Here is a 21864-nt window from a genome sequence, read left to right as displayed (position 1 = left end):
GAAAGAAACAAGAAATATAGGTGGGGATGGACTGCCGCATGCGCCCGATTGATTCGGGCCAACATGATGTTGATCACTCAGATGTTGCCACAGGACGTGGCGCTTTTAACCTGAGTTCTTCTATTTCAGTGAGGGAGGAAGAACCCCCACTAACGGAAACTTCACTTTACTGTTACCGTTTTGGTTTTACTTTTATTGCCTACACTATCTAATACGATTATTTTTAGCTTTGCGCCCTTTTTCTGTTTCTTCATCTTTACGACAAACGTACCTTTCTTTGAAGATTTTGATTTTCCTATCAGCTTACTTCCTTTATATACTTTGACAGTTTTGCCTTTAGGTGCTTTCCCCATTATTTTTGTCGTTGTCGCTTTTACAGAAGATGCTGCGGTTACGGTTGCTGCTTTCACATTAACTGTTTTTTGAATTAATTTTTTTCCCTCTTGATTGTATACAACAAATTTTAATTTTGTATTTTTCTTTTGAAGAGGAATCGTTACTTTATAAAAACCGTTTTTATCAACTTTTGCCGTTTTTATCTTTTTGCTACCTTTGTAAACCACCACTTTTGAACTTGGTGTTACATAGCCCTCAATCGTTTTGCTTGTATTTTTTATTGTTGGAATATCGATTTCAGGTTTTCTAGTTGCTTGTTGAAGAGTAGCTAGTTTTGCTTCCAATTTTTTGAGTGTTGCGTAATGCTTAACATACTGTTTTTGAGTGGTTGTCAACGCATTATAAGCCTTGCGCACGGATGTGATCATTGCTTCATCATTTAATGTAACTTTTGATGTAGTTGGCAATTGTAAAATACTATCATCCACTTTTTTGGCTTTCTTCTGATCAGCTTCTTTAATAGTTGCTAATACCTTCTCTGCCGCCTCTAATTTGGCAAGATTGGAAACATATATTTGTTGTGTTTCTGTTAATGCATTATATGTTTTGCGAACTGCTTCTACTGTTGGTTGGTCTTTCACAGTTATTTTTGAAGGAAGATCATTAATCGATTTCACGATTTTTTCCGCTGCTTCTTTATCTTTATTGATTAAACTTTCAAGCGTTTTTTCTGCTGCCTTTAATGTCACATAGTTTGTCACTAGTGCTTGTTGTTGTATCTTTAAATTATCGTAATTTAAACGTAACTCTCGAATTGTCTTTTCATCTTTGAGTGAAATCGTTATTGGCAAATTATCGATTTCTTTTATTAATTTTTTGATTGATGCTTCTTGTAGCTGTGCTAATTGCAACTCCGCTTGATCAAGTACAGTACCATTTGTGACGAGCTGCTTTTGTGCTGTCGATAAAGCTGTATATGCCGTGCGTATTTCTTCGATTTTCTTACAATCTGTTTCTGTGATTTTCGAAGTTTCTGGTAAAGTGGCAATCATTGACTTTACTTTAAGAGCTGCTTCTTTCATCGTCGCTAATCGGGCTTCTAATTCACTGATTATCCCATTATTCAAAACGAGCTGTTTTTGTGAATCCGTTAACTGATCGTAATTATTTTTTACTTTTTTTATCAGTGTTTCATCAGTTAGATCAATCAATGACACACTTGGTAGTGTAGCAATTTTGTCTGCTACTGCTTGTGCTTTTTTGGCATCATCTTGTGCTTTCAAATCATCATAAATAGCTTTAGCTGTCGTTAAGATATAGGCATTTGATACTTGTTGTTTCTGTTCTTCCGATAACTGGTTATACGCCAAAGATGCTTGTTCGATTATTGAATTACTTTGCAACGTAATATTAGAAAGACTAGGTATATGATTAATTAAATTTTCGACTATTTTAATCGGCTGATCATATTCATTTTCTAAGTCATTTAAAACTGATTCAATCAAAATAAGTTTTGCTTCATTCGTCACCTTTTCTCTATCATCTACTGAAAGTGCATCAAATAAAGCACGTGCTAATTCTACATCCATACGGTCCGTTCGTTTTAACTCATCAACTGATGGTAAATTATCAATTAAATTAATGACATTTGAAACCTTATTTGACGATATCACAAGTTGTTCCATCTTAAGTTCTAGTTGTTCAAGAAGTGTAATATCTACTTCTTGCTGTTGTTCCTCAGTTAAATCATTATATGCTTGACGAGCTTCTTTCAACTGTTGTCCATGTTTGATGGTTAAATTATCAATTTTAGGTAATTTGTTTAATTTCAGTTGTACTTGATGAATTGCTACTAAACTTTGATATTTAGATTCAACTTTATCTAATTTTGCAGCATTTAAAATTTGTTCTTTTACTTTTTCACTTAAGCGATTATAATTTTGCAATACTTGATTAATTTTTTCACCATCATCTAGCGTCACTAACTTTGCTTCTGGCAACTCATTTATTTGCTGCGTTAATGTACTAATCGCAAACTGTTCATATGCTTGTTCAATTGTTTTAAAATCCTCATAATTTGTAATCTCTTCTTTTTGATCATTTGAAAGTGATTCATAGGCTGCCCTAATTGCTTCAATGGCTTGTTGATCGTCAAGTGATACCCTATCTGCTGCCGGTAGTTGTTTGATAGATTGAACTATATTCATCTCAATCTTTTGTTCCAATTCCTCTATTTTAGAAATATTCGGTATTAGATCTATTTGTTCTTGAGTTAAAGAGTTCACATCCTTCTTCAACTGATTAATAGTTGTTACATCAGTTATTGAAACATCTTCAACTGAAGGTAATGCAGCAATACGTTGCTTATAACTTAATACATCGTCTAATAACAATTTCTGCATCTCGGTAAGATCATAGCTATATTGTTCTTCTACATCATTTTTTAGCACCCATTTTACAACAGCATGATTTAACACATCCGTTGATTTATCTAAAGATGCTTGATCAACATCAATTTGTTGAATAACTTCTAAAAGTGCATCATAGGCATTTTTCACTTCGCTAGATTGTAAAATTTCCTCACGTTGTTGACTACTATTAATATATGCTAGAGCCCTTGTTGCCTCATCTTTATTATTTTCTTGGAAAAAGTCTTCTCCCCAAATACCACCTGAACCAATATCTCTACCATAGCCATATAGTGTGAATTGTGTCCGTAATACATCCCCCTCTTGTGGATACGAATCAGCAAACCCTACATTTGGAAATACATCATTAATGGCATACATCCAACCAGACATAAAGGTCAGATCAAATTCACCTATACTGTATGGAAGTCCATTTTTAATATCTTTATCACTATTAATTCCTTCGTAATCTATGTCTCCGCCCCAATCATTAATAGCAGTCAGTAGAGATTGAGGGATTGCCATATTTTCAAAAAAATTATTTGTTGCTGACTGGATAGCAGCTAAATAAAAAGCAGATGTAAGCTTACCTGTGAATTTATATTTATAATTATTGTCCTTCAATAATTGATCTAAAATTTGCGCACTATTTTCCCCTTTAACAATGGGTGTGCGTTGTGGTTCAACCAAATAACCGATACCAAGTGTAAATGCATCTATACTAAAGACAAAATCACCAATAACCTCTCCAGTTTTTGCTTCTTCTTGAATGATTGTATATCTTTTTGTTAAAACATCCGAACCATTGGTAATTTGAATGGTGACTTTGTTTTCCCCTTCTGTTAGATATAAGGTAAAACTTGTTTTCTCAGAATCAGCCCAATTAATGGCAACATTTTTGTCATTACTAGTTACTTTTATTTGTTCCTTATCTATTTTAGTCCCTGTGGATTTATCACTTGCCCAGACATCAAATGTAAGTTGATCTGCTTTTGTTGTTCGATCGTTTAGTGTAGTGCGAAAAAGAACCGATTCACCATTTGATTCCATTGCTTTCGCTTCAATGTCTTTTTCAAGGAATACACCGTTTGTTAAGATTGTTGAACATGCTAAAATACTTGCCAACAGGAGCCGCCCAGCACACTTTACAAGATTTCTTATCACTTCTTCAGTTCCTCCTATTGTACTTTCACCATTTTAAATTCACTATGATTATTCAATGAGTCTTTTACTTGAATTTTCAATTTTGTCTTTTTCTTTTGTTTAATGATTTTGACTGTAAATGTTCCTTTTTTAGAAACCTTTGCGGTTCCAATTCGTTTACTTCCTTTATAAACTTCAACCGTGTAGCCTTTTTTACTTTTACCAGTGATTTTCGTCGTTTTCGCAGAAGAAACAATAGGCTTTTTCAATGTTTTAGAAGCTTTAACAGTTACGTATTTTATTCCACCATCGGATGTTGAAATTTTCAGCTTACTGCCCGCTTTTTGTTGCTTGATCGTCAATGAAAATTTTCCAGTTGCCCTTGCTTTCCCTGTAGCAATTTTCTTCGAGCCATTATAAACTTTCACCGTAATATTAGGTGTTGCAGTTCCTGTTATTGTCTTTCTAGCATTTGTGACTGCTTGGACGGATAGTTTTTTATCCGCTTCTAAAGATTTTAATCTCAATTCCAATTGAATCAGCTTGTTATAATTTGTGACCATCTCTTGTTGCTTTAGTGTCACGACATCATAGGCTGTGCGTGCAACTTGGATTTTTTCTAAATCTTTTAAAGTCACTTTAGAAGTCGTTGGCAGAGCATTAATTTGTTTGATCAGTCGATCCGCCACTTTTTGATCTACTTCTTTACTTACTAAGGTATCAAATGCCTTTTCAGTACGGACCAATAGACTATAATTTGAAACAAGACGTTTTTCACTAATGATTAAACTATCATATGCGGTACGTGCTTTCGTAATCGCGGACTGTGCATCCAGCGTAATCACTGAAATTGCCGGTAATTGTTCGATTAAATGTGTCACAGACTCCGCAGTATTACCAGTTGTACCATTGTTATTTTGGTTTAACTGTAAAACTTGTTGCTCAGCATCTAATAGCTTGCCTATATTCGTTACAAGCAATTTTTGATCAACGGATAATGATTCGTATAACGTCCGTGCATTTTGTACGCTTATAATATCCTTTGACGTAATCTTTAATGGTAAATTTTTTATCATTTGGACTAATTCACTACTTGCGGAATTCATATCAACCCATTTTGCATAGAATATTTGATCACCAGACGAATTTTTAGGAACACTTGTCACAGCTGCTCCACTGAAGTTTGCATTCGTATACCAGCCTACAAATTGATATCCTGCTTTTTTAACTTGACTCGCGGTAGGTAAAGTTGCACCTTCAACATCAATATAGGTTGAGGCAGCGCGGTCATCTAAAATTCCACCATTTAATTGATAGGAAATTTTATAAGATTTTGTGTTAGTTTTGGCGTATAATGTGATATTCTGCTCTGGCATTGATAATTTTTCAGCTGTTAAGTATTGAGCTGCATTTTGACCATCTTCTTTTGTTGTCCAAGCAATGACAGGTGTATGATTTGTACCAAATGTATCTTTCATCGACACCAGTGCATAAGGTGAATAACTTTCTGTTACGGTTTCGTTCCCCATTTTAAAAGTTACTGTATACTTCTTAGCTGTCATCGTTTTATATTCACCATTTTTCATATCGCTCATATCATAAAGCGTATTTTTTCCTCTTGCATAACGATCATAGGCGATTAAGCCATAAAGCGCTTGGTCAGTTGCCATCGCATTGACACCTGTACCTGAACCACCACCGCCGTCATAGCCTGTCGTGACATGCTTAAAACCCCCTACTTCTGGAGAAGAACCACTCCCCCATGCCCAAAATGTATAAAGTGCATCAATCATATTGTCGGTATACACACCATCTTGCGTTGCACCCTTTTCATTGAATTTTGCAGTTTGCTGAATCGTCGGTAGATAGATTTCTGTTGTCTTTGGATTTATATTTAATGCGGTCAAAGCCACAATGACTTGAACCGTACTTTCTACATTGACATTTCCCCATGCATTATAAGCACCATTATCAGCTTGAATATTTCCCAGTACGACGATGGCACGTTCGACTGACTTTTTAAAGTCCGTATAAGAAGCGGTTGCATCAGTTGCATTATATTTCGATTCACTAAGGTAGTAAGGTGCAAAAGCTTGTAATGCCATTCCTGTAATGTCAGGGTCAGGCGTACTTCCCCACAGCGCCCAGCCACCACTAGGGATTTCTTTTTTCATAATATAATCGATCATTTTGCCCTTCGAGTTAATATCGCTTTCATCTTCAAATTTTGATGGTTTTGTATATAAATCATAGCCGCCTGTAGCAAGAGCTATCAGCTCCCAAATCGGTCCATTAATACCTTGACGATAAGAGAATTTAAGAGATTGGGATAATTTATCCACAAAGTTATAACCAGCAATATCGGTAATTGGTTGTCCAAGTGCTGTCATCGCAAGCGTTAAACGTGACCATTCTGTTGATTTACTGGGATCAAGTATACCGCCTTTATCCATAACATACTGATTGATCCCTTTCTTGTATGCAGTAAAGTAGTCACTAGGAATATAGTTGATATAATCGTAACCTGTATACATTCCTCGTAGTAAATCCATAACCGACCACTCACCATATACAGATCCCATCTTTGGTTCTTTGACCGTTTCTAAAATATAGCGAGAAGAGGCATTCATATAAAATCCAATATCCGGTTTCTCATCATTATAGAAACGAATGCCTAAATCTTTAAAATCTTCATTTGGGTCAAAAGCCTGTGCATTTGCTTTTATGGGCGTCGATAAAAATATGAAACAAATCACAAATGCAAAACAATGAAACAATCGTTTCATATTTGTTGACACTAATCGTTCACTCCTTATTCAGCGTATAAAGTAATATTTTCTTCTGGCATTGATAGCGTATCGGTCGCCAGATAGCTTGTACCAGTGCCATCAGCTTTTGTATTCCATCGTTCTATAGTGTCTTTTAAATTTACTGCTGCATATGGTGAATAATGTTCAGTAGTTGAATTTCCATTTTCTACATATGTGAGACTAAATTGTTTAGCTGTATAATTTTCTTGCGCATCTGTCATATCATATAGCGCGTTTTCGCCATTTTTATAACGATCATAAGCGATTAAACCATATAAGGCTTGGTCAGTTGCCATCGCATTGACACCCGCACCAGAACCACCACCACCGTCATAACCGGTCGTAACATGTTTGAAACCAGCACTTTCTTTTGCAATACCACTGCCAGGTGCAAAGAATGTATAAAGTGCATCTATCATATTTCCTGTAGTGACACCATCCTGTGTGGCAGTTGTATCGTTAAAATAGGCTGTTTCACCAATTGTTGGGAGACTAATCGCTGTCGCTTTCGGGTTCATATTTAGTTCTGTCAACGCAACAACAACTTGTACTGTGCTTTCCGCATTGACATTGCCCCATGCATTGTAGCCACCATTATCCGCTTGAATATTCGCAAGTGCTAGGACAGCTCGTTCTACTTTCCCCATAAAAGTTCCATAAGGAATCGTTGCACCTGTTGCCTCATAATCTGCTAAATGATTGTAATAGGGAGCAAGCGCCTGTAACGCCATTCCTGTAATATCTGGATCCGTAGCTGTGCCAAATAGTGCCCAACCACCATTTGAAAGCTCTTTATTTAAAATATAATCCAGCATTTTGCCCTTCGTATTGACATCGTCTCCTGTCAATCCGCCACTAAATTCATAGTCTGCTGTATTTAAAGCGATAAGTTCCCAAATGGGACCATTGATTCCTTGCTTATAGGAAAATTTGAAGGATTCTTCTAATCTATTTATGAAATCATAATTTTCTAGTGTGACATGGTGAGCATCTTTTTTCAAGGCGCTAAGAGCTAAGATCACGCGTGAATATTCTGTTGATTTTGTTGAACTAAGATTGCCATTTACGCTTGTTACATAATCATTTAAATTTGATAAATACGTACTATTAAAACTACTTCCGTTTAACTTGTTTACATAGTCATAGCCTGTATAAGCACCTCTCGCTAAATCCATGACAGACCATTCTCCACCGACAGAACCGACCGTCGGATTCCCCACCGTTTCTAGCACATAATTGGCAGCTGCATTAATATAGAAACCTTGATCTGGTTTTTGATTTTCATAAAATTTTACATCTAGCTGCTGATAATCATCATTTGGATCATATGCTTCTGCATGGCTGATTACTGGTAGTGCTGTCAACGCGATGACTAATGCTGTTGTTGCTTTTAATAAAAAACGATTTCTTTTCATATCCCTCTATCTCCTTTGTATAAAAATTTGTTTTTTTCAATAAAAAAAGTTCTCACCTCCAAAGAGATCAGAACTGAAAGTATGTATTCAAATAAATGTCTGTTTAAGGATTGAAAACGATTTCAAATCCAAACATTAGCAGCCATTCATACCTTAGTCCCAGAAGGTGTGTCTATTACCTATAGGCAAGTCTCCTGACTTAAAATGTATCGTACTTTTTCCCTTCCCAGCATAATAGCTGCCAGTGGATATAAAAAAGTACACATTTATTACAGTGGCCGGACCGTTCAAGATTTTCACTTGATTCCTTTTTAAGCTATGTTAAATAGCACCAATATAGGCTTATTTATGAAATTGAAAAAAACTATTAAATTCATTATACAAATTATTCTCCAAAAAAGAAATAAAACCTTTTAAAATTTAGTTTATATTCAAAAAATACTATATTTTTCAGACGTGTTGGTTATTCAATTTAATCCATAAAAATAGGAGGATTCACTGATTTCTGCCCCGACTTGCTCGCTTTTCCACAAGAGTCAAACAATCTCGTTCCATCAAAGGTTGTGTATAAGACTTTCAAAACGCAAGAATCACTTCTTTATTACCAGAACCATTAATCCTACGTTTTCATTATCAACCCGTTAATAGATGTATGGTACTTGAATCAATTTCATAACATAAATTTATATAAAAATATGAATATTTAATTACATTCATTATTAATAATTGTGAAACAATAACACGACTCCTTGAAAACGCATACATCCCCCTTCGTGAAATCAAAAATAAATTTATGACATTGATTCACTAAAAAAACCTGAATTAGAAGATAGATTTCTCTAATTCAGGTCATGATCATATCAGCAGTAGCCAACCATTCTGCGAAAAAATAGATCATATTTCATTCTTTAACGTATGATCATTCAAACTTATAAAATTCAAACGTATTTCGACATTTACAGCTTGAGTACTTTTAGGATATCTTTTTCTTTACGAGAACCTTAGGTAAAACGATAAAGAAAAGTACAAGGCAAAGGATGATCACAATCCCTAAAAATAGAGACGGTAAAGAGAGTGTGAAGGCTTCTGTTTGATCTGATTTATAGGAGTCATCTTTGAGTGCATTGTTTTTTTCCTTAAAAAGATCAAGCTTTTGAGATTTTAGCTGAATCGTATTATGTTCAGAAACATTTCGAGCAAATAATGTAACTTTTAGTTCATCATGATTCGGATAAGGATTTTTTTCAAATGTAAGTATTTTCAAATCATCACTTAATAATTGAATTCTCTTTTGCCTATGATCATCATGCAATACTTCTTTATTTTCTTTAAATTCTTTATATTGATAGCTGTTCGGGACAAGTGTGCGAATATCTGGTGTCGCTGCAAGAACCTGAAAAGGCATTGCACAGAACACACCCCATATAAAAAGCCCGATGATGATCCGTCTATTCTTCGACAACCTCCTCACCCCTTTTAAGCTTCATCGTAGCCAATGAAATACCCATAAATACAACAATTAAGCACACTAGGATAGAATAAGCAAGTTCAGTCGGAGGATGGACATCATATTGGATCGACATATACATCGTTGTCATAGGATCCCGATAATTAAAATCAGGAACCGTTATGGCTAGTAATGGTGCAATAAAGAATAATAAAAGCATAATACTACCGATCCAGCCCATAAAGCGCCCAATTATATTTGTGCCCAATATAAACGCTGAGCCTGTCATTAATAATAATACTGTGAAAATGGACCATTGAATCCCCTTTGTCCCATCTAACTCATACATTTTCAAACTGAACATGCTGATGATTAACCCAACGATAAGATTTAGGATGATAAAAATGGTGCTTTTCATTAACCAAGATGAATATTTTATCTCATTCACTAGATAGCCAATCAACAAACTGCAAACTAAGATAATGATGATCAATACTAAAGGTGGAACTTTCTTGACTTCCTCTACAATCGGACTTTTGTTCTCTACATTGATCGGTGCGGCTAAAGCATCAAAGACCTGTGTATTCCTTTGTCCATCTACAAATGTATTAGGTAGCACAGAAAATAGATCATCTTTATATTTCTTGGTAACCAGTAAGTTGCTCCCTAACTTATCATCTAACACACCCGCATCTGTTTTTACGCCGTTGACATTTGATAGGATACGCTGTGCATTGCCAATTACAGATGATTGCGATTTATCAATTGATTGGATCGAGTCTTCAACAGATTTCATCGCGGTACGTATTTGATCATGTACACCTTCTAAAGAGCTACCTTCCTCTAAATTACTGGTTAAAGGTGGATGGATAGTTTCTGAAATTTGGCTTTGCAAGTTTTGCGTTAAATCACTCATATTATTTAAATCATTTGAGATCTGTTCAAAGTGAGTTGTCACTGAATCATTTGTTTTATCGATATTGTCAAGAAGTGAAGGCTTCGTTTCGTCAATCTTCTTTTGGATCGATGGTAAATCGTTTAATAAGAGCTGATATAAATCTGTTTCCTCTTTGGAAATTTCCAACTTTGGTTTCACTTTTTCTTTAAATGTTTCCAGTTTTTCTTCATTTAATAGACTTGATGAAAGTGTACCATCAAATTGGTTTAGTGCTTCATAATAGTTGAGAAGTCGATCATGATCATCTGTTGTAATCGGTGTGTTAAATACCGCTCTCAGCTCGGCCTTTTGTGAATCCGTTAAAACTGCTTGCTTTAGGATCTTCGTTTCTATTTTTTGAATTTGTTCTATGAGATTCGATTCATTTCCATCTAATAATTGATCAAGCTGATATTGTAGATTAACATTTTCTTTTTCTAAATTTTTAGCAGTTACAAGTAATTGCTGGGCTGATGTATAGAAGGCCGATTGTTCACCTTTTATCGCTTCGAGATTCGTTTGAATCGTTTCAATATTCGATTGAATCGTTTGCAGACTTTCGCTTGCTTTCGCTAGCTCTGGCAATTCATCTTTATTTGCTGTTTCTATGCTCTTCTGTACCTGTGTGATACTAGTCGCAACGCTGTTTAAGGCATGTTTTTCATTTTGGATATTTAGTTTTAATTGTGGTAAAGGCGAAATCGTTTTTGAATCATCCCCTGAATCTGAAGGATCCGAATGAGGCAAAGCATTTCTTTGATTGATAATATCTCTTGATTGATCTTCGATATTACTATTCTCTAATTGGGTCAGCGTATCTAGGACGACTTCATAGTTATTATTTTTAGATCTTAATAAGTACAGATCCTCTAATACACGATTACTGTTTCCAATATTGTTTGAAAAACCAGTAAACTCTTTTTCAATGACTGTTCCCTGATTATTCAATAACTCATTAATCGTTTTTACATCTGATTGTTGCTTGAATAAGTCGTCTTTCACAATTTGTAATTGCTTATCTGAATCTTGCTGCAAAATTTTCTCTTGTGCAGCCTGATACTCTTGAAATTGTTGAACCTGCTGCGTAAAATCCTTTAACTGTGTTTGAAATTGATCTGCGGATGTAATCGATTCATTTGTATTTTCAGCATAATTTTGAATACCTGATTGGATCAGCTTCAATTGCTTTGTTTGATCATTCATGGTATTGGAGAAATCTGAAGAAATTGTTTTGTAAAATGAAGTCATTTTCGTTTGGAAATCGATTTCTTTGTTCAATATGCCGTCAAAACCTAGACGAACATTCTGAAGGTCTTGAGAAACATAGCTCCAATATAATGCGGAAACTTTATCATTGGCAACGCCTGTAGCTCTTTCCACTTCTCTTTGTACCTTTTCTTTTTCTAAGGCTGTGAGATTATCCTGAATGGAATAGTCAAAATCAGTCGCCACGGTATTCTTTTCTTCGTATTGCATTAAATTCTTTGAAAAATCAGAAGGTATATAAAGTACTGCTGCATAACGATTATTTTTCAAACCATTCTGTGCAGCACTTCGCCCGATAACTTTCCACTCATAATTTGAATTCTTATTTAAAATTGTCGATAATTCATTGCCTAGTGCTAATGATTTTCCTTCCTTTTTGGCGCCAATATCTTCATTTATAATAGCAATCGTGTTGGATACTTCTTGATCTTGGCTTGTTTTATGATTAACAAATTGAAAGGAAAGTGTAGGCAATGCGACAATGAGAAGGATTAAAACTAGCACCTTGAAAACGTATTTTTTGCCTGATGTCATATTGTTACCCCACTTTCTACTACTAATGGTATTTGAATAAACGACGCTTGACCATTTTTCACATAATAGCCGAAGCCGTTATGAATCTCCCTTTCTTTTCGATCAAATGGTAGGTTGAATATGGTTTGATCTGATTTTTTCATCAATAGAATACCTTGGCGCAATTGTTTTAACTCATTTGTAAATGCGTCATATCCTTTCGAGAAATCATTGTTACTTCCTGTTACGATCAGTGTAAATCCGATATTTGTATAATTCTTAATCAACTTTGATAATCGTTCTTGAAGACGCGAGTCAACTATATTTTGGAAGAAACTATAGCCATCTATTAATAGCACGATTGGTGGATGCTCCTGTAGGATGTCTTCATTTTCTGCACGATAGGTTAATATTTCCTCTACTGTTTCGATCCACTCGGCTATTTCTTCTTTTGTTGATAAATAGCTCAGATAATCTAGATGAGCCATATGTGTAAAGTTTTTCTGGAATGCTTCGAAAATACCAAAATATTGAATATCTTCTTTCAATAAAGCTTCGACTATGAATTTACATATATTTGTTTTTCCACTTTGGCTAGGGCCAACAATTAAACAATGATTGACCTGATGTAAATTCAAGCAGACAGGTGTTACATTTTCTTCCTCTAATCCAATTGGAATTTGTAAATTTGGATTTTCTGAAGAAATATATTTCTGCATATCTACTGTTGTTAATCGATCTGGCAACATTGGAATCGGTTCTGGTTTCATCGCATATTTATATTTTTCATTGTAAGTTTGGATCATTTGTTTAACATTTTCAAAACGCTCGAAATCATCCTTCCCTTCAGCATGTATGAAGACTTGTGAAAAATAGGCTGATTCTTTTTTAATAATAGATCTGCCAGGTATCGGCTCTGGCAAATACGGTAATCTTCCAAGAACTGAAGCTGCTTCTGTGTGGTCGAGCAAATAGTGAACGATTTTCGTTTTTAAATTATTCATCATACCTGATCGAATCGCATTGATCCTTGTGGCAGTAAAGATGAAATAGATCCCTAATGACTGACCATCACGTACATATTGGTTCAAAATCATTTCAATATCCGGCAATTCTTCTTTGATAAAATCAAAGTTTTCAATTGTTATAAAAAGAAGTGGTAATTGTTTTTCAGCTATCTGATTATACATTTGAATCGTATTCACTTGCTTTTTCTGCAATACCTTTTTCCTTGATGCCATTTCCAGTCGAATTCTTTTTAGAAATTTTTCGATTTTACGATGGTCATCAACTGTAAACACATCAGCTGTATGCGCTAGTGAGGCCAAAGGTAGTAAGGCACCATTGCCAAAATCCAAAATATAGTAATGAATTTCTTCTGGTGAAAAGTTTCGTGCCATACTCAGAAGAATCAGTAATGCTGTCGTCGATTTTCCATATCCAGCAGAACCGAAAATGGCTATATTGCCATCCTTGATTATTTCATAATAATAAGGAGACTGTTTTTGCCGTTCGGGTTCATCCACCATAGCGATCGGGATTTTCATCGGATCATCACATACAGCATCGTCTTGATGAATCAGTTCTTTTAATGGTGGCAACCAAGGGCTTGGCAGCTTATCAATTTTCAATTTTTTCTGCACCTGTTCGATTTCATGGACAATCATGTCAATTTCCGTTTGCTCTTGGCGCTTGGATGTTTTTTTGCTTTCCACATTTGAAAGTGGAATCAGTCCTAAATCTGCTATGATGGCAACCTCTGATTCAGCATCTGAAGTATCCTCCAAATAAGGTGCGCCACTCCAAGCAGATTGGAAAAGTTCATATACCTCATTGTTCCCCACTTGCAGGTAGCCTCTCCCCGTTACAGAAATCGCAGCAGCATCTGAATTTTTTAGAATATCTTTACTATCTGAGGCATTTTGAACCTTTAAGGCGATACGGAAATTGGTATTACTCCAGATTTGATCATCAATGATACCTCCTGGCTTTTGTGTTGCCAGTATTAAATGGACCCCTAAACTACGGCCGATTCGTGCAGCACTCACTAGCTCCCCTATGAATTCTGGTTCTTCTGTTTTGAGCTCTGCAAATTCATCACAAATAAGAAATAGGTGTGGCATAGGGATTGCAGCTATATGATTTTTCACAAGATCATTGTAATCATTGATATGGTTGACATTAAATGTATCAAATAATTGCTGTCTTCGTTTCAATTCACTTTTAATCGAAGCTAATGCACGCGCGCTAAAGTTCTTACTGCCATCTAGATTCGTAATGGTCCCGAGTAAATGAGGCAAGCTTCTAAATGGTTGCGCCATCCCACCACCTTTGTAGTCAATTAGCAGGAACGCGACTTCATAAGGATGAAAATGAACAGCCAGTGATAAAATATACGTTTGTAGAAATTCACTTTTCCCTGATCCGGTAGTACCAGCTAGTAACCCGTGAGGTCCATGAGCACGCTCATGTAAATTCAGCTCGACAACCTCGTTAACACCTTTTACTCCTATCGGGACTGCTAAAGAACTTTTGGCTTCATGTTCTCTCCAATTAGTAGCGATCGGCAACTGTGACATATCATGGACATCTAGCATTTCCAAAAATGAAATGGATTCAGGGATTGAATTGGTGAAACCTATTTGATGATTTAGCGCTTTCAGTTCTCTTGCAAACTTTTCATTGGATACACGGTAATGTTTATCCATTTTAAAGGAGCGCTTGATCGCCCGTTTATTTTCAATTAAAATGTCACCCTCGAACGGATTGACATATCGCACCAAAGTGGCTATTTCTTCATGTAGTTCTTCTTTAGACTTAGCAGCAAAAACAGTTGAAATTCCTATATCATGAAGATTTTTTTCTAAATATTCCATGATTTTATGGTCTACTAATAGATCCTGATTGAGAACCACGAATAGCATATGCGGCCTATATAAAACATTTTCCTCATCATTCAGTTCTCTCTCTCGAATCAATTCATAAAGGGAGTTCAATAATTGATCCTTTGTCTGGTCATCATATATAAACCCTTTCGCTTGCACATGAGGCAATGTAAAATGGGGCAGCCACTTCATCCACTCCCATTCTTGATAATTTTCTTGATGAAAAATCAAAACAATACGCAAATCATGATAGCTATTAAAGAAAGCAAGTTGTCCAATCATCTGATGTAATTCTCGTTTCACGATTGGTTCTTGTCCAACTATCCCTAAGGGTCCTTTCGCTAAATCAGCAATCATCGGTAAGTCTTGAAGATGACTATATGTATTTTCAAGTTGTTGAGATTGTTCGATCAGATCATCCAGCTCTCTATTGGCTAAATCATTCGCGTTAAAATCGATTTGAAAGCTAGATTCTACTGTTCCTGTTCCTAAACGAAATTGTAGAAAATCATGACTTTTGAGTGATCTCTCCCATATACGATCACTAAGCGAACTTGTTAATCCTTTCATTTGTTCAAATGACGGAAAATGGTATTCCATGACTGTCCTTTGTTCTGAAGCCAATTCGTGTAAATGGACTCTTTTAGCTTCCAAATATTTTTGATAGACATCAATTCTCTTCTTTTCTCTTTTCGACTGTTGCTTCTTATCCTTCACGAATTGAACAGACGAGGTCACGATTGAAACGATAAACATCAAAAGCGTGACGACGATATAAATACCCCTCGGCTGAATAAAAGCCATGATCGCAAGGGCAATCAGCATAATAAGAGGTGGCAGGACGACTAATAATAAGCCCCTATGATGATCCTCATTTTTCTGGGAGGGAAAGGATAAAGAGACTTTCTCTTTTGGCAGCTCATAAATCATACGAGGCGTTCTACGATAAAATGGATAATTTTCTGCTATTTTCGAAGTTGGGACAGTAATGGTTGGAAGAGCCGATTCAATCGGTCTATACGCAGTTACCTCGAAAATATCATTTTCTATAAATGAAAAAGTATGGCATTCAGTCATAATCTGATCCCCAAGATTCAATGGAGATGGTGATAATTGTTTTTTTCCATTGATATAGACATCTGTACTACTGGGATACACGCTCCAGCTATCATTGTATTTTACAAACCGCAGACCTTCTGAATGGGACAGTTCTTGATCTATTTGGATCACGTCATTTCCGCTGACAGAAAACGCTGTTTGTTTCCCAACATAATAACGTTCCGTTTTGGGTTCCTCATTCGTATATAAAAACCTGATGGAGTGACCATCGATTTGCTTGCTAAAAGATTGCATATGCGAAAGATTGCATAATAACTGTTCCTTTAAATAAATGCTAATATCAGGTGTTGCTATTTTGACAGTTAGTTTTGTGTGATCGGATAAAGTATTCAATGTGATCGTCTGATTTTTTTCTTTTCCGATTGTTAATTCTTTTTCTTTTTCAATTGGATAATAGTAGACAAAATCATTTGCATAAATCCAAAGTGTTCTCAAAATGATTTCCTCCTTTCTTGTAGATTAAATGGTTTACTTTTCCGATTTCTTTTCTGACTTGTTTTCTTTTTTAGTGGACTCTTTTTGATCAGTGTCCGTCGTTTTTGAATCCTTTTCTTCCACTGTATTTGGCGTTTGTGTGGAAGAATCTAGCTCACTTTCTGTTATTCCACCCTGTTCTTCCTTTTTTGCCTCATCAAGTTGCCCCTTATAGTCTTCTATTTCCTGTTCAATATTGTCTAACTTGTCCTCTTTTTCTTCATCATCTAAGGAAGAATCGTTTTTCACATTCTCTTCTAGATTTAATAATGCAAAAATGGTTAGATCGGTATCTTCTAATTCACGGGCGATTTTCAATGCTTCTTCTGATTCACCACGCCCTATGTAGATCCAAAATAAAAAATACCGTTCATCCGTTTGAAGTGTAATCGTTTTTAAAACATTATCTCGTTGTGTTTCATCTAGCTGTTCACTTGTCACATAAGAAAGACTGAGCATATATTTCGTAACATAGGGCATTTTCTCCACATCATACGGCTCTAATTGATCTACTACGTCGCTATATTCACTATTTAGAAAATGTTCTTGGCTCGCTATGTATGCTTTATATTTTGGCAAAGAAAAAGTGAATGAGTAAATCACATAGACCAATAGAGGAACTAATAGCACACTTACAGCTATAAAGCTGTATTTCATTGTTTTCCATCTTTTTACTGGTATTTGTGTAATCGTTTTTTCATATGTATGATAGTTTTGAATCATTTCGGAAATCGCTTTGAGCAATTCTTGGTACGATTCACATGCCATCATTTTTTTTGCCCTAGGAGGGATAGCTGTCGTTGCAGAATAATTCAAATAGTGTAAAAAATCGAACTTGGGTTCAATAGCCGCACAGCATAATGCTCTCACCTCTTGAAATAGACGCCTTTCTTCTTGAATATAAGGAGGAACACTATTTTCTACTCCATAATGCAAAAAGTACACTTGCATGGCATCATCATAAATAACATTTTCAGGACTGATGATGATATGTAGCCGACTTAATTCATGGAATTTTACTTTTTTAACAAGATTCGCTGAAAAATAAAGGCGGCTTAATTCGGCTTCCTTGACAATTTTGTTACTCCATTGCAGCGGTGATTCAAATTGATAACTTATTTTTAGTTCAACATCACTCCATTCAACTTTTCGATGGATGAGCTTGTCTAAAGATTCTATAAACGTAACTTCTAATGGATCGTCTAATTTGATTCTTTCTCTTTGAAAAGTAATTTCGAGCTCATGATCTCGAATTTCTGTCAGAGCATCTAGCTGTTGACTCAGATAATTTTTTGGATATTCGCTCATTTTTCGATTTCCTCCTATAATATTTCGATACGATCTCCAGAAGTTATATTTGCATGGATAAGTTTTTCATAACCACCATGTACCTTCTCTTTATTGTCCACTCTTATCCAATACCCATCTCGAGGTGGTTCCATCAAATTTTGCACCTGCCAAACCATGTCAATCATGGTTCTAATGGAATGATAATTAGAGATTCTTAAGTCAAAGATGGAAGAATTATAATTTTTTAAATCGATCGTTATATCTACATACATACTTTGCACTCCTTATAAAGTGAAACTCTACACAAGGGATTTCCTCTTACTGGCTGTTTAAAGCGGGATAAAAAAGAAGTGCCGCTATTTATAGGCACTTCTATAGAATCGCAGCAGTTAGCTTCTAATTTGACCTGCAATTTGACGATCCGCATCTTCAAGAGCACGTCCTGCAGCTGATAATTGAGTTGCAATATCCGCTAGCAAGTTTTGCATTTCTACAAAAGAAGGCTTCAATGATTCGTATTGTTCCGCAAAGGCTTTACTTGATTCCCCTTCCCATACTCCTTGTAGTTCTTGAATCATTTGATTCAAACGATTGATTTGTTCTTCTGTTTCTCTACTTTCCTTTGAATACCTGCTTGACATTGACTCTAATTCTGCTGGTGTAACTCGAATAAGACCTGACATAAAAACATCTCCTTTTAAATTTTTAATATTTATATAATTGATGGAAACGAAATCATTTTATATTTACCTTTCGGCATTATAAAATGGACGCAACCATCTAATTATCAACTTTTTTTCATTTTTTCTATAACTTCATAGTAAATATGAATGTTTTGTTTGTTCATTTCATTGATACAATATTCAAAAACAATTGTTTGAAAATATCCTTTTGTTTTGGCATCCGTAATCAAACTTTTATGCCTTTTTGTTTTTTCTTGTAGTTTTTTTAATATTTCATCGATCAACATTCCTTTACTTGCTTTTAACTCACTATTTATGCTGTCATTGAGCTGCATATGTAAATTGAGGTTTTCCTCAAAGAGATTGTTCATCAATGTAGATTTGTGTAATAGATCCTTATCTGATAAAAAGCGGTAATCCGTTGTATAGATGCCCACCTTCACACCCCCTAGATATGTTTGAACATTTGCGAGATATTTTCATCTTCTTGAAACATTTTTTCAATAGATGACCTGATTTTTGAGATGAATTTTCTTCCCGTTTCAATTTCAGTCGCCAATTCTTCAAATATTGTCGTGAAAGTGTTGGCGATAATATGATTCATGGGGTCTATTTTCTCCTCTACTGAAATAGCCGTAACTCTTATATCCGAGTATGGTACGAGTGAACGATATGCGCCTGGATTAGTTTCCATTAAATGAATTTCTTTTAAAAGTTCTTTTACATGATGATTATAGTAATCCGGATATTCATCTTCATAACGGGCTTGCATTCTTGTCAGCAATGCAGATTTTTCATCATATATTTCTAAACCTTTTTTATAAATTCGCAATGCAGAGGAAATATTAACCTTTATTTTTGTTTTTCCAATGCGCTTTGTATATATGAGATCAGACTCCTTGTAACTTTTTTTAGAGTCAGAAAGACCATTCAATAACTCCTCTAATCCATGTGCTGAGACACCTGAAAGGACTTCTTTGATGATATCAATCACTTCATCGATCGTGACATCTATATCTGCTATAAGCTCAGAGAATTCGAGGACAATTTTTGTCATTTCTGACGTTAGATCAGACATGAGAGACAAATTAGGAGTACCTGCCAATCCACTCTTTGCAAGCTGATCTTTTATTTTTTGCAGAAGTTCAATTTGCTTATTGATCTTATCAAATTTAGAAGAAATAGCATCTATCCTAGTTGAAATCCTGTCATTCGGTGTATCTAACAGTGGTTTTAATATTTTAGACAAAATGCCTACTAATGTGGCTGTTTTTACAACGGTTTTTATCACCTGATCAGCCATTATAAGACTACTCGTATACAATTTTGCTGCCGAACGAACCGGATTTTTTAGTTGAACAGAAAGATCAATATCTAATACATTGAACGGTAGCTTGCCGATACCAAAATCGATGGTTAGTTTTTTCTTAGTAGCTGAAGCTCTTATGTCAACAGGAGAAATCATATCTTTCAAATGTTTTTGGTAGTTTTTCCAAGCCTTTTTTAAAGAATCTATACCTGTAGCCGCATATAGAAAGCCCTTTAATCCACCCGTTTGATATTCACCTTGAAATTTGTCCATATACAGTTGAAGTGTCGCCAAATCTTTATCATTTACATTGGTAACACTCCCCAACGTTCCATCTAATCCTGAAAACTTAGGATTTGTTTCGATTGTTTGCCCTCGAGTACCTAAATCAATAAAGCCTCGAATTTTTGAAGCCCAAAAAAGCATATCGTCTTTCGCCGTTATATGATGAATATTGGAACCTTTTTTAGCGTAATATTCTTCCGCCAGTTTTTTTAATTTTTGAGGATCTGAAACAATAATTTTCTCTACATTTTCAGGAGATACATTAAGCTTAGCTGATATATAATTTCTAAAAGTAATATCTATTTTTATAAGTTGATATACACTTGGAGGGGCATCATTAATAGCAGTAACTTCATCAAAATTTGCTCCAGTAATATTTAATGTTTGAATTAAATTTCCTCCCAATGAATGTCCAATTCCATAATTCTTAATTCGAACAGAATCCCTTGTTTTATTTTTTATATCTTTCAAAGTGTTATAATAAAATGCTCTTGCATCTTGATATTGTTTTTTATCTATTCCTCCATATAAGCCAAATACATTATATTCCCAATCCTTTGCATCTTCTGTTCCTCTTGTGATGGTATAAGCTTCATTAATCCCTTTTTTAGGATTATAAACATGAATAATAGAACCTGCAAAACCTGAATCTTTTTTAATATAGTCGTCACTTTTATAGACTTTTACTTTTGCATCTAATTTTTGACCTGTTTCTTCTAAATAAATCTGTTTTACTTGTTCTTCACTAATTCCTGTATACTCTTCTTTAGCTAACCGAATTTTTACGATATCCGAATCAAAAACTTCTTTTTTATTCCCCATTTCCATCACCTATTCTTCTTTAAAATTCAAAGGATCTAATGATTTTATTAAAATGCTTTTCAATTTTTTCATCTTCAACATCACATGATTTTTTCATGTTAATGCATCTTCCATACCCTGTCAGCGATATACTCTTTGTGTTAATTTTCTTGGAATGAATAACAGCATAAAAATAATTATAATTTATCCCATCTTCTTTTTTTAATAGATTGGCAATATAATATTCATACTCTTTATTTTCATATTGTTTAATATTTTTTCTGTCTACAAATTGTTCGATTTCGCTTAATAAGAAATCTAGATCTTCCCCAACACTATAATCATAATAGGTAGTTTCTTGCTCAATCATCAAATTTTCTTTGGGATATTTAAGATAGGAAACAACATTTTCAAAGCTCTTATTATGGATTTCATATAAAGTATTACTAATAATAGAATCTTTATGAAATAGCATCTTATACCCCTTTGTCCCAGAGGTAAATGTTAAATAATCCTTTTCTTTCGGATTAATCGATAAGAATTGAGATGCGAAATCATCTTTCATCGCTCTCGAGTTTAATAATTTCTGTTCGTTTGCATTTTTAGCTTTTGTAGTATCCTCTTTGTCTACACTTATATCCACATTGCATCCTCCTAGTAAGGTGGTTGTTATAATGAGAAATAAACTTACTATTATGAAATCTCCCTTTTTAAATAATTTCATTTATTTACTCCTGTTTTTT

At 34.9% G+C, this 21864-nt stretch carries 13 protein-coding genes and 1 riboswitch; of the genes, 1 reads left to right on the top strand and 12 read right to left on the bottom strand.

From position 1 onward, the window contains the following. Window positions 1-38 precede the first annotated feature (38 nt). Window positions 39-212 (top strand): hypothetical protein, encoded by a 174-nt coding sequence (locus tag FEZ13_RS19245; protein ID WP_186725716.1) that lies wholly within the window; start codon window positions 39-41, stop codon window positions 210-212. Here the strand turns inward: FEZ13_RS19245 and FEZ13_RS01330 are convergent. From FEZ13_RS01330 to FEZ13_RS01275, 12 genes are all read right to left on the bottom strand, one after another. Next, window positions 162-3869, bottom strand: coding sequence for an Ig-like domain-containing protein (locus FEZ13_RS01330; protein ID WP_146551154.1), 3708 nt, complete (start codon window positions 3867-3869; stop codon window positions 162-164). The two genes, FEZ13_RS19245 and FEZ13_RS01330, sit on opposite strands and share 51 nt — an antisense overlap. A gap of 53 nt (window positions 3870-3922) precedes the next feature. Then, on the bottom strand, window positions 3923-6685 hold the full coding sequence (locus tag FEZ13_RS01325) for an Ig-like domain-containing protein (RefSeq protein WP_146551153.1): 2763 nt from the start codon (window positions 6683-6685) through the stop codon (window positions 3923-3925). A 14-nt stretch (window positions 6686-6699) separates the two neighbouring features. After that, window positions 6700-8112, bottom strand: coding sequence for a prenyltransferase/squalene oxidase repeat-containing protein (locus tag FEZ13_RS01320; protein ID WP_146551152.1), 1413 nt, complete (start codon window positions 8110-8112; stop codon window positions 6700-6702). A gap of 167 nt (window positions 8113-8279) precedes the next feature. Next, window positions 8280-8463, bottom strand: a riboswitch (cobalamin riboswitch). A gap of 622 nt (window positions 8464-9085) precedes the next feature. Further along, entirely contained in the window at window positions 9086-9574 is a 489-nt protein-coding gene (essA, locus tag FEZ13_RS01315; protein ID WP_146551151.1) for a type VII secretion protein EssA, read from the bottom strand. Then, window positions 9561-12296, bottom strand: coding sequence for a type VII secretion protein EsaA (esaA, locus tag FEZ13_RS01310; protein ID WP_146551150.1), 2736 nt, complete (start codon window positions 12294-12296; stop codon window positions 9561-9563). Before esaA ends, essA begins: the two co-directional genes overlap by 14 nt. Continuing rightward, window positions 12293-16714 (bottom strand): type VII secretion protein EssC, encoded by a 4422-nt coding sequence (gene essC / locus FEZ13_RS01305; protein ID WP_146551149.1) that lies wholly within the window; start codon window positions 16712-16714, stop codon window positions 12293-12295. The genes esaA and essC overlap by 4 nt, the downstream gene beginning before the upstream one ends. Before the next feature lie 33 nt (window positions 16715-16747). Then, window positions 16748-18061, bottom strand: coding sequence for a type VII secretion protein EssB (gene essB / locus FEZ13_RS01300; RefSeq protein ID WP_146551148.1), 1314 nt, complete (start codon window positions 18059-18061; stop codon window positions 16748-16750). Window positions 18062-18075: 14 nt separating this feature from the next. Beyond that, entirely contained in the window at window positions 18076-18315 is a 240-nt protein-coding gene (yukD, locus tag FEZ13_RS01295) for an ESX secretion system protein YukD (protein ID WP_146548106.1), read from the bottom strand. Between the two features lie 117 nt (window positions 18316-18432). Continuing rightward, entirely contained in the window at window positions 18433-18726 is a 294-nt protein-coding gene (locus FEZ13_RS01290; protein WP_146551147.1) for a WXG100 family type VII secretion target, read from the bottom strand. Window positions 18727-18830: 104 nt separating this feature from the next. Then, window positions 18831-19163 carry a hypothetical protein gene (locus tag FEZ13_RS01285; protein WP_146551146.1) on the bottom strand — a complete coding sequence of 111 codons (333 nt, stop codon included), beginning with the start codon at window positions 19161-19163 and terminating at the stop codon, window positions 18831-18833. An 11-nt stretch (window positions 19164-19174) separates the two neighbouring features. Next, window positions 19175-21142: a DUF6792 domain-containing protein gene (locus FEZ13_RS01280; protein ID WP_146551145.1), complete on the bottom strand. Its 1968-nt coding sequence runs from the start codon at window positions 21140-21142 to the stop codon at window positions 19175-19177. Between the two features lie 19 nt (window positions 21143-21161). Then, a complete protein-coding gene (locus tag FEZ13_RS01275; protein WP_146551144.1) occupies window positions 21162-21845 on the bottom strand; it encodes a hypothetical protein in 684 nt (227 codons plus the stop codon). Window positions 21846-21864 lie beyond the last annotated feature (19 nt).

The organism is Rummeliibacillus sp. SL167 (genome assembly GCF_007896505.1).
In the GTDB taxonomy this organism is placed as follows: domain Bacteria; phylum Bacillota; class Bacilli; order Bacillales_A; family Planococcaceae; genus Rummeliibacillus; species Rummeliibacillus suwonensis.
The sequence above is the reverse complement of the archived record's forward strand: the minus strand, read 5'-3'. Positions and strand labels throughout refer to the sequence as shown.

Coding starts and splice junctions, on each gene's coding strand:
- yukD (WP_146548106.1), bottom strand. CDS start 18,315: ATGTATGTAGATATAACGATCGATTTAAAAAATTATAATTCTTCCATC.
- FEZ13_RS01290 (WP_146551147.1), bottom strand. CDS start 18,726: ATGTCAGGTCTTATTCGAGTTACACCAGCAGAATTAGAGTCAATGTCA.
- FEZ13_RS19245 (WP_186725716.1), top strand. CDS start 39: ATGCGCCCGATTGATTCGGGCCAACATGATGTTGATCACTCAGATGTT.
- FEZ13_RS01280 (WP_146551145.1), bottom strand. CDS start 21,142: ATGGGGAATAAAAAAGAAGTTTTTGATTCGGATATCGTAAAAATTCGG.
- FEZ13_RS01320 (WP_146551152.1), bottom strand. CDS start 8,112: ATGAAAAGAAATCGTTTTTTATTAAAAGCAACAACAGCATTAGTCATC.
- essB (WP_146551148.1), bottom strand. CDS start 18,061: ATGAGCGAATATCCAAAAAATTATCTGAGTCAACAGCTAGATGCTCTG.
- esaA (WP_146551150.1), bottom strand. CDS start 12,296: ATGACATCAGGCAAAAAATACGTTTTCAAGGTGCTAGTTTTAATCCTT.
- FEZ13_RS01275 (WP_146551144.1), bottom strand. CDS start 21,845: ATGAAATTATTTAAAAAGGGAGATTTCATAATAGTAAGTTTATTTCTC.